The sequence below is a fragment of the Sorangiineae bacterium MSr11367 genome (genome assembly GCA_037157805.1).
Classification (GTDB): Bacteria; Myxococcota_A; Polyangia; order Polyangiales; family Polyangiaceae; genus Pendulispora; species Pendulispora rubella.
Map to the genome: position 1 here is coordinate 5,680,611 of CP089983.1, position 15,757 is coordinate 5,696,367.

Sequence of the window (15,757 nt, forward strand, 5' to 3'; positions counted from 1 at the left end):
AAATGTCGAACATCGAAGAAAAACTGCGCAAATTTCTCAAAGAGACGGCTCTCGAGCTCAAACGCACGAAGGAACGACTTCGCAATCTGGAGATCGACAAGGCGGAACCTGTCGCGATCGTGTCGATGAGTTGCCGCTACCCGGGTTGCGTTTGCACACCAGAGGAGCTCTGGGAGCTTTTGCGCGATGGATCGGATGCGATCGCGAGCTTTCCCGAAAACCGCGATTGGACGAGGGATATCGATAGGAAGAGTGTCGATCATCAAGCGCACCAGGGGGGCTTCCTCTTCGATGCCGACCTTTTCGACCCCGCCTTCTTCGGCATCAGTCCCCGCGAAGCGCTCACACTCGATCCTCAGCAGCGTTTGCTTCTCGAAACCACCTGGGAGGCTCTCGAACGCGCAGGCATCGATCCCGCATCGCTCCACGCAAGCCCCACCGGAGTCTTCGTCGGCATCATCCAAGGTGACTACGCGAGCCGGCTCGGGCCATTTGCCACGTCCCTCGAAGAGGTAGGGGATTACGTCGCCACCGGCAACACGGCGAGCGTCGCCTCGGGCCGCATCGCCTATACCTTGGGCTTGGTGGGACCCGCCCTGAGTGTGGACACCGCTTGCAGCTCCTCGCTCGTCGCCATTCATCTCGCCTGCCAGGCACTCCGTCACGGTGAATGTTCGCTCGCGCTCGCAGGCGGTGTCACCGTCATGGCCACCCCGGCCACCTTCATGCTGCTGGATTCCGAGAGCGCAGGTGCGCCCGATGGACGCTGCAAGTCCTTCTCCGCCGATGCCAATGGCGCGGGGTGGGCCGAGGGTGTGGGCATGTTGCTTCTCGAGAAGCTATCCGATGCGCTTCGGAACGGGCATTCCGTCCTCGCCGTGATCAAGGGCTCCGCCGTCAATCAAGACGGCAAGAGCCAAGGCCTCACCGCTCCCAATGGGCCCTCTCAAGAACGCCTCATTCAGCAGGCTCTCGCCAGTGCTTGCCTCTCCCCCCAAGACGTCGATGCGGTCGAAGCCCACGGGACGGGCACCATCTTGGGCGATCCCATCGAGGCGCACGCGCTTCTCGCCACGTATGGGCAGGCCCATTCCAAGGACAATCCGCTTTGGCTCGGGAGCCTCAAGTCCAATATTGGACATGCCCAGGCGGCCGCCGGCGTCGGCGGGGTCATCAAGATGGTCCTCGCGCTCCAGAATGGGCTCTTGCCGAAGACCCTTCACGCGGAAACTCCATCTCCGCACATCGATTGGTCTTCCGGCCACATTCGCCTGCTCAACGAGCCGATTCCCTGGGCCGCAAATGGACACCCGCGCCGTGCGGCGGTTTCCTCCTTCGGCATCTCCGGCACCAACGCCCACCTCATTCTCGAAGAGGCCCCGCACCTCGAAAGCTCGCTCGCGCCCGAGGCCTCCTCGGCATCCGTGCCGCAGCCTTTGCTCCTGTCGGCCAAGAGCGAGACCGCGTTGTGTGCCCAGGCCGGGCGGCTCCGTGAGCATCTGCTCGAGCATCCCGATGTCGCCCTCTCGGACGTCGCCTATTCGCTTGCGACCTCGCGACACCACTTCGAGCATCGCGCGGCTCTCGTCCCGCGCGACCGCGACCAGCTGCTTTCCTCCCTGCAGTCTCTCGCACTTGCCCAGCCATCTCCGGACGCGACCGTCCGCCGCAGCTCCCATGCCGGCAAGCTCGCGATCCTCTTTACCGGCCAAGGCAGCCAGCGTTCCGGCATGGGGGCCGCCCTTTACGACGGTTTTCCTGTCTTCCGAGAGGCCTTCGACTCCGTCTGCGCCCTGTTGGACCCTCGGCTCGACGTCTCTCTTCGCGAGCTGACGTTCGAGTTCCAGAGCGCGTCTCTCCTCGACCAAACGGGCTATACCCAGCCCGCCCTCTTTGCACTCGAAGTCGCCCTCTTCCGACTCCTGCAATCCTTCGGCTTGCGCCCCGAATTTCTTGTCGGTCACTCCATCGGCGAGATCGTCGCCGCGCACGTTGCGGGTGTGTTGTCCCTGCAGGATGCTTGCTCGCTCGTCGCCGCGCGCGCCTCTCTCATGCAGGCGCTCCCGCAACGCGGCGCCATGCTCGCCATTCAGGCCTCCGAACTCGAGCTTCTCGAGCTACCGGCTCTTCACCATGACCGCGCCAGCCTCGCCGCCATCAATGGGCCGCACTCGGTCGTGGTCTCGGGCGACGACGGCGCCGTCTCCGCCATCGCACGCCACTTCGAGGCACTGGGCCGAAAGACCTCTCGGCTGCGCGTCAGCCATGCCTTCCACTCGCCGCACATGGACGGCATGCTCGAGGACTTCCGACGCGTCGCACATACTCTCTCTTTTCTTCCTGCACGCATCCCCATCGTCTCCAATGTCACCGGCCAACTCGCGACGGACCAGCAGCTCGGCTCCCCCGATTATTGGGTCCAGCAGCTTCGCCAGACCGTGCGTTTCTCCGACGCGGTTCAGACGTTGCACGGCTTGGGCGCGCGCACGTTCCTCGAGCTGGGGCCTGTCGGTCAATTGTCGGCGCTCGCTCACGACATCCTGTCCGACGACGGCCCCTCGCCCGTCTTCGTGACGGCGCTGCGCAAAGAGCGCGACGAGGTTGAATCGCTCACCTCGGCGCTCGGGACGCTGCACACCGGCGGCGTCGCCATCGATTGGCCTGCCTTCTTCGCACCGCATGCCGCACGGCATGTTTCCTTGCCCACGTATGCCTTCCAGCGTGAGCGCTTTTGGCTCGAGAGCACCGCCCGTCGCGCCGATGTCTCCGCCGCCGGCCAATCATCGGCGGAGCATCCGCTCCTCGGTGCCGTTATCGCGCTCGCGCAGAACGATGGGTTCTTGTTCACGGGGCGACTCTCCCTCTCCGAGCACCCATGGCTTGCCGGCCATGCGGTCTTCGGCTCCGTGCTCTTGCCCGGCACGGCCTTCGTCGAGCTCGCGCTTCTTGCCGCTCATCGCCTCGACCTCGACCTCCTCGAGGAGCTCACCCTCGAAACGCCCCTCTCACTCCCCGAAAGCGGAGCGGTCCTGATTCAAATGTCCGTCGGCCCCCTCGACGATGCCGGTCGGCGGGCCCTGACCATCCATGGGCGCGCGCACGACGCCCCCGACGATGCGCCCTGGACCTGCCATGCGCGGGCCACACTCGCTCCCGCTAGCAACGATTCCATGGACTTCGACCTCCGCGCCTGGCCTCCTCCGGGTGCCGTCGCCATCCCCATCGAAGGGCTGTACGAAACGCTCGCGGCTTCCGGGTTCGCCTATGGTCCGGATTTTCAAGGCCTGCGCGCCGTTTGGAAACGCGGCGACGAGCTCTTTGCCGAAGCCACGCTCCCCCCATCCATCACCAAGGATGCCTCCCGCTTCGCCATCCATCCCGCCCTCCTCGACTCCGCTCTCCACGCGCTTGCGGCCCACTCGAGCGAGGACATCCCGATCTCACTCCCTTTCTCGTGGAACGATGTCTCCCTGCGAACCGTGGGCGCTTCCACACTCCGCGTCCGCCTTCTGCAAGGTGAAGGCTCCGTCTCCCTCGCCATCGCCGATGCCATCGGCGAGCCCCTCGCCTTCATCGAGGCCCTTGCCACGCGCCCCGTCTCCGCCGAACAACTGCGCGGGAGCCTCGACGCCCACCGCGATGCACTCCTTCACGTCGCCTGGACTCCGCTGCACAGCGCTTCGCCGAGCAAGTCCTTCTCCTGGGCTCTCCTCGGAAACGCCGACGTCGACCCTGCGCTCCAGATCCAACGCTACACCGACCTCGATGCGCTACGGCATGCGCTCGACCACGGAGCCTCCCCGCCCGACGGCGTCGTCGTTTCCTTCGTCTCCCGCGCATCGGCGAACGTCGTTGCAGGCGCCCACGACGCGACCGCTCTCGCACTCGCTCTTTTGCAGGCCTGGGTAAGCGACGAGCGCCTCGCGTCCACTCAGCTCGTCTTCCTGACGTCGCGTGCCATCGCCACACACACCGACGAAGACGTCCTCGACCTCCCTCACGCACCCATCTGGGGACTCGTCCGCACGGCGCAAAACGAATACCCCGACCTTCCTCTCTTCCTCCTCGACTCCCACCAAACCGACGCTTCCCTGTCTCAAATCTTCGCCCCTCTCCCCAGCGACGACAAGCAGCTCGCGCTGCGCGACGGTCAACGACTCGTCCCGCGATTGATGCGCCCGCATCAACCTGTCCCCGCATCTTCCCGAACCATGAATCCCGAAGGCACCGTGCTCATCACCGGAGCCACCGGTACCCTCGGCGCTCTCCTCGCGCGGCATCTCGTCGAGAACCACGGCGTCAAGCACTTGCTCTTGGCCTCCCGTAAGGGACCGGCTGCTCCCGGTGCCGATGACCTCCGTCGCCAGCTCGAAGTCGCCGGGGCCTCCGTCACGCTCACCGCCTGCGACGTCTCCGATCGCTCCGCCCTCCGCGCCCTGTTGGCCACCATCCCCGAGGCCCATCCGCTCACCGCCGTCGTCCATACCGCGGGAGTCCTCGACGATGGGCTTCTTTCCAACATGACCTCCGAGCGCATCGACCGCGTCTTTGCTCCCAAGGTGGATGCCGCCTGGAACCTGCACGAGCTCACCAAAGACAAGGAGCTCTCCGCCTTCGTCCTCTTCTCGTCGCTCGCGGGGGTCCTTGGAGGCGCTGGTCAATCCAACTACGCGGCCGCCAACGCCTTCCTCGATGCCCTCGCCCAGCATCGCCACGCCATGGGCCTCCCCGCATCTTCCCTGGCCTGGGGCTTTTGGGCCGACTCGTCCGCCATGACCGGCCACCTCGGCGATGCCGATACCGCACGCATGCGGCGCGCAGGCGTCCTGCCCCTCTCCGCCGAAAAGGGCCTCGCGCTCTTCGACAAGGCGCTAGTTCGCTCGGAGCCCGCTCTCGTTACCGCGCTCTTCGATCGCTCCGCTCTGCACGCTCAGGCGTCTTCTCTGCCCTCTCTCTTCCGAGGTCTCGTTCACACACGCTCGGCACGACGTACCGCCGCCCAGGCCTCCGCGTCCTCACTCACCCACCACCTACTCACACTCGCCCCCCCTGAGCAACACGCCTTCGTCCTCGATCTCGTCTGCTTCCAAGTCGCGGCCGTCCTCGCGCTCCCATCACCTGCTGCGCTCGAGCCCCATCGCCCGCTGCAGGAGCTCGGGCTCGACTCGCTCATGGCCGTCGAGCTCCGCAACCGGCTCGCCGCTGCCTGTGGCCTGAAACTCCAAGCCTCGCTCCTCTTCGACTACCCGACGCCGGCCGACCTCTCGGAGTTCTTGGCCACCAAGATCCTCGGACGCACCGCCGAGCAACCTGCGGTGCGGATCGAGCCCGCCTCCGACCAAGAGCCCATCGCCATCGTCGCCATGAGTTGCCGCTTTCCGGGTGGCGTCTCCTCTCCGGAAGGCCTCTGGAGCCTGGTGCGCGAAGGCCAAGATGCCATTTCCGCCTTCCCCCAAAACCGCGGATGGGATCTCTCCTCTCTCTACCACCGCGACCCCGACCAAAAAGGCAAGGTCTACACCCGCCACGGAGGTTTCCTCCTCGACGCCGACCTCTTCGACCCCGGCTTCTTCGGCATCAGTCCCCGCGAAACGCTCGCCATCGATCCTCAGCAACGGTTGCTTCTCGAAACCTCGTGGGAGTCCTTCGAGCGTGCCGGCATCGACCCGATTTCCTTGCACGGTTCTCAGACCGGCGTCTTCGTCGGCGTGATGTACAACGACTACGGCGCACGTTTGCTCGATGCGCCCGACGATCTCGAAGGCTATGTCGGCATGGGTAGCTCGCCCAGCCTCGCCTCGGGCCGTATCGCCTACACCTTCGGCTTGCACGGGCCCACGGTCACTGTCGATACGGCCTGCTCCTCTTCGCTTGTCGCCATCCACCTCGCCTCTCAGGCCCTTCGATCCGGGGAGTGTTCTCTTGCTCTTGCCGGCGGGGTTGCCGTCATGGCCACGCCCGGTGCCTTCATCGCGTTCAGCAGGCAGCGCGGGCTTTCGCCCGATGGCCGCTGCAAGTCCTTCTCCGCCGACGCCGACGGTGTCGCTTGGGGTGAGGGCGCGGGCATGTTGCTCCTCGAGCGCCTCTCCGATGCCCAACGCCGTGCTCACCCCGTCCTCGCGCTGCTCAAGGGCTCGGCCGTCAATCAGGACGGCAAGAGCCAAGGCCTCACCGCTCCCAATGGGCCCTCTCAGGAGCGTGTCATTCGGCAGGCTCTCGCCAACGCTCGGCTCTCTCCACAAGACGTCGATGCTGTCGAGGCCCATGGCACCGGCACCACCTTGGGCGATCCCATCGAGGCGCACGCGCTTCTCGCGACGTACGGGCAGACCCATTCCAAAGACAATCCGCTTTGGCTCGGGAGCCTCAAGTCCAATATTGGGCATACGCAGGCGGCTGCCGGCGTCGGCGGGGTCATCAAGATGGTCCTCGCGCTCCAAAATGGGCTCTTGCCGAGGACCCTTCACGCGGAAACTCCATCTCCGCACATCGATTGGTCTTCTGGCTCCCTCCGCCTGCTCAACGAGCCGATTCCCTGGGCCAGCAATGGACACCCGCGCCGTGCGGCGGTTTCCTCCTTTGGGCTCTCCGGCACCAACGCCCACCTCATTCTCGAAGAGGCCCCGCACCTCGAAAGCTCGCTCGCACCCAAGGCCTCCTCGGCATCCGTGCCGCAGCCTTTGCCTTTGCTCCTGTCGGCCAAGAGCGAGACGGCGTTGCGTGCGCAGGCCGGACGGCTCCGTGAGCATCTGATCCAGCATCCCGACGTCCCCCTCCACGACGTCGCCTATTCGCTCGCGACCACGCGCCACCACTTCGAGCGCCGTGCCGCTCTCATCTCGCGTGACCGCGACGAGTTGCTCGTTTCCCTCCAGGCCGTCGTACTCGCTCAATCCACACACCACGCAGTCCTCGCCCGTAGCTCCCATGCCGGCAAGCTCGCCGTGCTCTTCACCGGCCAAGGCAGCCAGCGTTCCGGCATGGGGGCCGCCCTTTACGACGGTTTTCCTGTCTTCCGAGAGGCCTTCGACTCCGTCTGCAACTTCTTGGACCCTCGGCTCGACGTCTCTCTTCGCGAGCTGATGTTCGAGCTCCAGAGCGCGTCTCTCCTCGACCAAACGGGCTATACCCAGCCCGCCCTCTTTGCACTCGAAGTCGCCCTCTTCCGGCTCCTGCAATCCTTCGGCTTGCGCCCCGAATTTCTTGTCGGTCACTCCATCGGCGAGATCGTCGCCGCGCACGTTGCGGGTGTGTTGTCCCTGCAGGATGCTTGCTCGCTCGTCGCCGCGCGCGCCTCTCTCATGCAGGCGCTCCCGCAACGCGGCGCCATGCTCGCCATTCAGGCCTCCGAACTCGAGCTTCTCGAGCTACCGGCTCTTCACCATGACCGCGCCAGCCTCGCCGCCATCAATGGGCCGCACTCGGTCGTGGTCTCGGGCGACGACGGCGACGTCTCCGCCATCGCACGCCACTTCGAGGCACTGGGCCGAAAGACCTCTCGGCTGCGCGTCAGCCATGCCTTCCACTCGCCGCACATGGACGGCATGCTCGAGGACTTCCGACGCGTCGCACATACTCTCTCTTTTCTTCCTGCACGCATCCCCATCGTCTCCAATGTCACCGGCCAACTCGCGACGGACCAGCAGCTCGGCTCCCCCGATTATTGGGTCCAGCAGGTTCGCCAGACCGTGCGTTTCTCCGACGCGGTTCAGACGTTGCACGACTTGGGCGCGCGCACGTTCGTCGAGCTGGGGCCTATCGGTCAATTGTCGGCGCTCGCTCACGACATTCTGTCCGACGACGGCCCCTCGCCCGTCTTCGTGACGGCGCTGCGCAAAGAGCGCGACGAGGTTGAATCGCTCACCTCGGCGCTCGGGACGCTGCACACCGGCGGCGTCGCCATCGATTGGACTGCCTTCTTCGCACCGCATGCTGCACGGCGTGTTTCCTTGCCCACGTATGCCTTTCAGCGTGAGCGCTTTTGGCTCGAGAGCACCGCCCGTTGCGCCGATGTCTCCGCCGCCGGCCAATCATCGGCGGAGCATCCGCTCCTCGGTGCCGTTATCGCGCTCGCGCAGAACGATGGGTTCTTGTTCACGGGGCGACTCTCCCTCTCCGAGCACCCATGGCTTGCCGGCCATGCGGTCTTCGGCTCCGTGCTCTTGCCCGGCACGGCCTTCGTCGAACTCGCGCTTCTTGCCGCGCATCGCGTCGACCTCGACCTCCTCGAGGAGCTGACCCTCGAAACGCCCCTCTCGCTTCCCGAAAGCGGAGCGGTCCTGATTCAAATGTCCGTCGGCCCCCTCGACGATGCCGGTCGGCGGGCCTTGACCATCCATGGGCGCGCGCACGACGCCCCCGACGATGCGCCCTGGACCTGCCATGCGCGGGCCACACTCGCTCCCGCTAGCAACGATTCCATGGGCTTCGACCTCCGCGCCTGGCCTCCTCCGGGTGCCGTCCCCGTCCCCATCGAAGGGCTGTACGAAACGCTCGCGGCGTCCGGGCTCGCCTACGGTCCGGATTTTCAGGGCCTGCGCGCCGTTTGGAAACGCGGCGACGAGCTCTTTGCCGAAGCCTCACTCCCCCAATCCATCGCCAAGGATGCCTCCCGCTTCGCCATCCATCCCGCCCTCCTCGACTCCGCTCTCCACGCGCTTGCGGCCCACTCGAGCGAGGACATCCCGATCTCACTCCCTTTCTCGTGGAACGATGTCTCCCTGCGGACCGCGGGAGCCTCCACACTCCGCGTCCGCCTTCTGCAAGGTGAAGGCTCCGTCTCCCTCGCCATCGCCGATGCCATCGGCGAGCCCGTCGCCTTCATCGAGTCCCTTGCCACGCGCCCCGTCTCCACCGAGCAACTGCGCGGGAGCCTCGACGCCCACCGCGATGCACTCCTTCACGTCGCCTGGACTCCGCTGCACAGCGCTTCGCCGAGCAAGTCCTTCTCCTGGGCTCTCCTCGGAAACGCCGACGTCGACCCTGCGCTCCAGATCCAACGCTACACCGACCTCGATGCGCTACGGCATGCGCTCGACCACGGAGCCTCCCCGCCCGACGGCGTCGTCGTTCCCTTCATCACGCCGGCGAGCACGGACGTGGTTGGAGACGCGCACGAAGCGACTTCCCACGCCCTCGTCCTTTTGCAGACCTGGGTGAACGACGAGCGCCTCGCGTCCATGCCGCTCGTGTTTCTCACGTGCCGGGCCATGGCCACCCACGCCGACGAAGACGTCCTCGACCTCGCTCATGCTCCCATCTGGGGCCTCGTCCGCACGGCACAAAACGAATACCCCGACCTCCCTCTCTTCCTCCTCGACTCCGACCGGAGCGACGCTTCCCAGCGTGCTCTCTTCGCCCCGCTCGACCTCGACGACAAGCAGCTCGCTCTGCGCGACGGTCAACTCCTCGCTGCTCGATTGATGCGTCTGCGTCAGGTCCCCGCGTCTTCCCACCGGATGCGTCCCGAAGGCACGGTGCTCATCACCGGAGGGACGGGCGTCCTCGGCGCCCTCGTCGCGCGGCATCTCGTCGAAAACCACGCCGCCAAGCACCTGCTCTTGACCTCCCGTAAGGGACCGGCAGCACCCGGTGCCGAGGATCTGCAACGCCAGCTCGAAGTTGCTGGCGCCTCCGTCACCCTCGCGGCGTGTGACGTCAGCGACCGCTTCGCGCTGCAAGCGCTGTTGGACGCTATCCCCCACGACCATCCCCTCACCGCCGTCGTCCACACCGCCGGTGTCCTCGATGACGGGCTTCTCTTCGGCATGACCCCCGAGCGAATCGACCGCGTCTTTGCCCCCAAGGTCGATGCCGCCTGGAACCTGCACGAGCTCACCAAAGACAAGGAGCTCTCCGCCTTCGTCCTCTTCTCGTCGCTCGCGGGGGTCCTCGGAGGCGCCGGTCAATCCAACTATGCCGCCGCCAACGCCTTCCTGGATGCCCTCGCCCAGCATCGCCACGCCATGGGCCTGCCCGCGTCGTCCCTTGCCTGGGGCTTTTGGGCCGACTCATCGGCCATGACCGCCCACCTCCGCGACGCCGATACCGCCCGCATGCGACGCGCAGGCGTCCTGCCCCTCTCCGCCGAAAAGGGCCTCTCCCTCTTCGACAAGGCGCTAGCTCGCTCCGAGCCCGCTCTCGTCACCGCTCTCTTCGACCGCACCGCGCTTCTCGCCAATGCGCACGCACTTCCCGCCATCTTCCGGCGTCTCGTTCACACGCGCTCGGCACGTCCTGCCGCTGCCCATGCCTCCGCTTCCTCCCTCGCCCAGCGCCTACTCGCCCTCTCGCCGACGGACCAACGCGCGTTCGTTTTCGATCTCGTCCGCGCCGAGATCGCGACGGTCCTTGGACTCCCCTCGCCCGATGCGCTCGAGCCGGATCGACCGTTGCACGAGCTCGGGCTCGATTCCCTCATGGCCCTCGAGCTCCGCAACCGGCTCGCGGCCGCCACCGACCTAAGACTCCAAACTACGCTCCTATTCGATTACCCAGCTCCCGCGGCGCTCTCCGAATTCCTCGAAGGACGGTTGCTGAAGCAAGGAGAGCGCGACGCTTTCCATGTCTCGGCCGAACTCGACAAAATCGAAGCGACGCTTTCATCTCTCCATAAAAACGAAAGCATCCGTGAAGCGCTCTTGGGGCGCCTGCAAGCGCTTTTCACGAAGTGGACATCCAGAGATGCATTCGTCGACGAGGCCATGACGAGCACGATCACGGCTGTGTCCGATGAGGAGCTTTTGGCTCTGATCGACAACGAACTCGTGAAAGCCGAGGAAACCTCACCATGACGATCATTGAAACTCAGCTCCGCACACGCCTCGAACAGTTGCTGATCGAGATTCGCAAGCAACGACGATCGTTGATTGAAGCTCAGGATAGGCAGCACGAACCCATCGCCATCGTCGCCATGAGTTGCCGCTTTCCGGGCGGCGTCTCCTCCCCGGGAGACCTTTGGAGCATGGTGCGCGAAGGCCAGGATGCCATCTCCGCCTTCCCTCAAAACCGCGGATGGGATGTCTCCTCGCTCTATCACTCTGACCCCGATCAAAAAGGCAAGGTCTACACGAGTGAAGGCGGTTTCCTCTTCGATGCTGACTTGTTCGACCCAACCTTCTTCAGCATCAGTCCGCGTGAAGCGCTCGCCGTCGATCCCCAGCAACGCCTCTTGCTCGAGATTTCCTGGGAGTCCCTGGAACGAGCTGGCATCGACCCGGCCTCCTTGCACGGCTCTCAGACCGGTGTCTTCGTCGGCGTGATGTACAGCGACTACGGGGTCTGTTTGCTCGATGCTCCCGACGACCTCGAAGGCTACGTCGGCATGGGCAGCTCGCCCAGCCTCGCCTCGGGCCGTATCGCCTACACCTTCGACTTGCACGGGCCTAGTGTCACCATCGATACGGCCTGCTCGTCGTCCCTCGTCGCCATGCATCTCGCCTGCCAGGCACTTCGCCACGGCGAATGCTCCCTCGCTCTCGCAGGCGGCGTTACCGTCATGGCCACTCCAGGCGCCTTCATCGCGTTCAGCAGGCAGCGCGGGCTTTCGCCCGATGGCCGCTGCAAGTCCTTCTCCGCCGACGCCGACGGTGTCGCTTGGAGTGAGGGTGCAGGCATGTTGCTTCTCGAGAAGCTATCCGATGCCGTTCGCAACGGGCACCCCGTCCTCGCCGTCATCAAAGGCTCCGCCGTCAATCAGGACGGCAAGAGTCAAGGACTGATGGCTCCCAATGGGCCGTCTCAAGAGCGTGTCATTCGGCAGGCTCTCGCCAACGCTCGGATCTCTCCACAAGACGTCGATGCCGTCGAGGCTCACGGGACTGGCACCACCCTGGGCGATCCCATCGAGGCGCACGCGCTTCTCGCCACGTATGGGCAGGCCCATTCCAAAGACAATCCGCTTTGGCTCGGGAGCCTCAAGTCCAATATTGGGCATACGCAGGCGGCTGCCGGCGTCGGCGGGGTCATCAAGATGGTCCTCGCGCTCCAGAATGGGCTCTTGCCGAAGACCCTTCACGCGGAAACTCCATCTCCGCACATCGATTGGTCTTCCGGCCACATTCGCCTGCTCAACGAGCCGATTCCCTGGGCCGCAAATGGACACCCGCGCCGTGCGGCGGTTTCCTCCTTCGGCATCTCCGGCACCAACGCCCACCTCATTCTCGAAGAGGCCCCGCACCTCGAAAGCTCGCTCGCGCCCGAGGCCTCCTCGGCATCCGTGCCGCAGCCTTTGCCTTTGCTCCTGTCGGCCAAGAGCGAGACGGCGTTGCGTGCGCAGGCCGGACGGCTCCGTGAGCATCTGCTCGAGCATCCCGATGTCGTCCTCTCGGACGTCGCCTATTCGCTTGCGACCTCGCGCCACCACTTCGAGCATCGCGCGGCTCTCGTCGCGCGCGACCGCGACCAGCTGCTTTCCTCCCTGCAGTCTCTCGCACTTGCCCAGGCATCTCCGGCCGCGACCGTCGGCCGCAGCTCCCATGCCGGCAAGCTCGCGATCCTCTTTACGGGCCAAGGCAGCCAGCGCTCCGGCATGGGTTCCATCCTTTACGACGGTTTTCCTGTCTTCCGAGAGGCCTTCGACTCCGTCTGCGCCCTGTTGGACCCTCGGCTCGACGTCTCTCTTCGCGAGCTGACATTCGAGCTCCAGAGCGCGTCTCTCCTCGACCAAACGGGCTATACCCAGCCCGCGCTCTTTGCACTCGAAGTCGCCCTCTTCCGGCTCCTGCAATCCTTCGGCTTGCGCCCCGAGTTTCTTGTCGGTCACTCCATCGGCGAGATCGTTGCCGCGCACGTTGCGGGCGTGTTGTCCCTGCAGGATGCTTGCTCGCTCGTCGCCGCGCGCGCCTCTCTCATGCAGGCGCTCCCGCAACGTGGCGCCATGCTCGCCATTCAGGCCTCCGAACTCGAGCTTCTCGAGCTACTGCCTCTTCACCAAGACCGCGCCAGCGTTGCGGCCATCAATGGGCCACACTCGGTCGTGGTCTCGGGCGACGACGGAGCTGTCTCCGCCATCGCGCATCACTTCGAGGCTCTCGGGCGAAAGACCTCTCGGCTGCGCGTCAGCCATGCCTTCCACTCGCCGCACATGGACGGCATGCTCGAGGACTTCCGACGCGTCGCACATACTCTCTCGTTCCATCCTGCACGCATCCCCATCGTCTCCAACGTCACCGGCCAACTCGTCACCGACAAAGAGTTCGGCTCGCCCGATTATTGGGTCCAGCAGCTTCGCCAGACGGTCCGTTTCTCCGACGCCGTTCGCACTCTACACGCCCTCGGCGCGCGCACCTTTCTCGAGCTGGGTCCTGTCGGTCAACTGTCCGCCCTCGCTCACGACGTCCTGTCCGAGGACGAGTCCTCACCCGTCTTCGTCACATCGCTGCGCAAAGACCGCGACGACGTCGAATCGCTTACCTCCGCTCTCGGTGCCCTGCATGCCGCCGGCGCCACGCTCAACTGGCCATCCTTTTTCGCACCCTATGCCCCGCGCCGCGTCCCCTTGCCCACGTACGCCTTTCAGCGTGAGCGCTTCTGGCTCGAAGCTCCCCGGGCGGCCGACCATCGCCTCGCATCCGCCTCCTCCGACGAAACGAACTTCTGGAACGCCGTCGAACGGGCCGATCTCTCCTCCCTCGCTTCCACTCTCCAGCTCGACCAAGGCGACGCTCACTCCGCACTGGCCACCCTCCTTCCCTCGCTTTCCAACTGGCACCGTCAGAGCACAGAGCTGCGTGCACTCGATTTACTCCGATACCGGATTACCTGGAAGCCTATTTCGATATCGGCCTCCGCTCTCGATCTTTCCGGCTCTTGGCTCCTCGTCACTTCCGAAGCCGCGCCGGAACAGGCCTTTGCACAGACCCTGACCCGCGCCCTCACCGAGCACGGTGCATCCGTCGTTTGTCTCGCGCTGCGCCACGACGACACCCCTGCGTCCATCGCCGAGCGCATTCACGCGCTGCCTTGCCCCGAGTCGACCTGGCGCGGCGTGCTCTCCCTTCTCGCACTCGACGAGTCTCCTCTGCCTGCACACCAGGCCTTGCCCGCGGGCCTGGCCCTCTCGCTCTCTCTCGTCCAAGCGCTCCGTGACTCCATGGCTCCTCTTTGGCTCTTTACTCGCGATGCCGTCTCCATCGGAGACTCCGATCCGCTCCTCACGCCGCTCCAATCGCTGACCTGGGGGCTCGGACGCGTCATCGGCCTCGAGTTGCCCGCCCTGTGGGGAGGCCTCGTCGATATCTCCAATACCCTCTCTCGCTCCGATCTCTCCCTCCTCCTTCCGGCACTCGCCCAACGCGATGCCGAAGATCAGCTCGCGCTCCGACCCGCAGGGCTCTTTGCCCGGCGCCTCGTGCGTGCTCCGCGACGCACCAACTCGCCACCGTCGGCGTTTTGCCCCCGCGGTACCATTCTCGTCACCGGCGGCACCGGCGCCCTCGGAGGCCATGTCGCCCGCTGGCTCGCCGACCTCGGAGCCCAACACCTCGTCCTCACCAGCCGACGCGGCCCAGATGCTCCCGGCGCTCGCCAACTCCACGACGAGCTCACGGCGCGCGGTACCCGCGTGACCCTCGCGGCTTGCGATGTCGCCGACCGCTCCGCGCTTGCCAATCTACTCGACGAGCTCGAGGCCCGCGGCGACGAACTCCGCGCCGTCTTTCATACCAGCGGTGTCGCCTTGCCGCTCGAGCCCCTTTCCCATCTCCACCTCGACCACCTCGCCGTCACCGCCGCCGCGAAAACACTCGGCGCTCGACACCTCGACGAGTTGCTTGGAACTCGTCCCCTCGATGCCTTCGTCCTCTTCGCTTCCGGCGCGGGCACTTGGGGGAGCGGTGGACACGCCGCGTATGCCGCGGCCAACGCCTTCCTCGATGCACTCGCCGACCACCGCCGCACTCGCGGTCTCGTCGCCACCTCCATCGCCTGGGGCTCCTGGGCCGGCGGTGGCATGGCCGAGCATTCCGACGCCGACCGCGAGCTTCGCCGTCGAGGGATGGCTCCGATGTCACCCCACCGTGCGATCGCTGCGTTGCAACAGGCGCTCGATGACGACGAGACGTCCCTCGTGGTTGCCGACATCGATTGGCCGCGCTTTGCCACGACCTTCTCCGCGATGCGCTCCCGGCCTTTGCTCTTCGATTTGCCCGAGGCCGCCGTGGCCGACTTGCACGGCCCCGGCGCTGCCACGCCGAATGCCGCATCGTCGTCGTTCGTCCAGCGCCTGCTCTCCCTTGCCCCCGCCGAGCAAAACACGCTCGTCTTCGATCTCGTTCGCTCCGAGACAGCGACCGTCCTTGGACTTTCCTCGCCGGGTGCGCTCGAGCCCCAGCGCGCTTTGCAGGAGCTCGGGCTCGATTCCCTCATGGCCGTCGAGCTACGCAACCGACTTACAAACGCCACCGGCTTGAAACTCCAAACCACTCTGCTATTCGATTATTCGACGGTACGTGAACTCGCAGGCTTCCTACTCACGAAGCTAGCGAATTCACAATCCACCAAATCGAAACCCCATATCAGCGACATCCAAATACGCAGCGCACTGGCTTCGATTTCTCCGAGCCGTCTTCGAGAGACGGGTTTGGTCGATATCTTGTTGAGCCTCGTGAATCCGTTGGAGGACGCTTCGGCTCCGTCTGCAGAACCGACGACGGGTCAGAGTTTGGCGAACCGATTGGATACAGCAACGGATGAGGAGTTGTTCGAGATGATCAGGGACAGAACCTTCCGATAGCGCCACGCCACGACCACGCCTCTC

Annotated in this window: 2 protein-coding genes; both read left to right on the forward strand. The window is 65.3% G+C overall.

The features are described 5' to 3' along the window. Positions 1-2: 2 nt before the first annotated feature. Entirely contained in the window at positions 3-10,793 is a 10,791-nt protein-coding gene (locus LVJ94_21630; GenBank protein WXB09819.1) for a type I polyketide synthase, read from the forward strand. Then, entirely contained in the window at positions 10,790-15,733 is a 4,944-nt protein-coding gene (locus LVJ94_21635; protein ID WXB09820.1) for a type I polyketide synthase, read from the forward strand. The genes LVJ94_21630 and LVJ94_21635 overlap by 4 nt, the downstream gene beginning before the upstream one ends. The last annotated feature ends 24 nt before the right edge of the window (positions 15,734-15,757 follow it).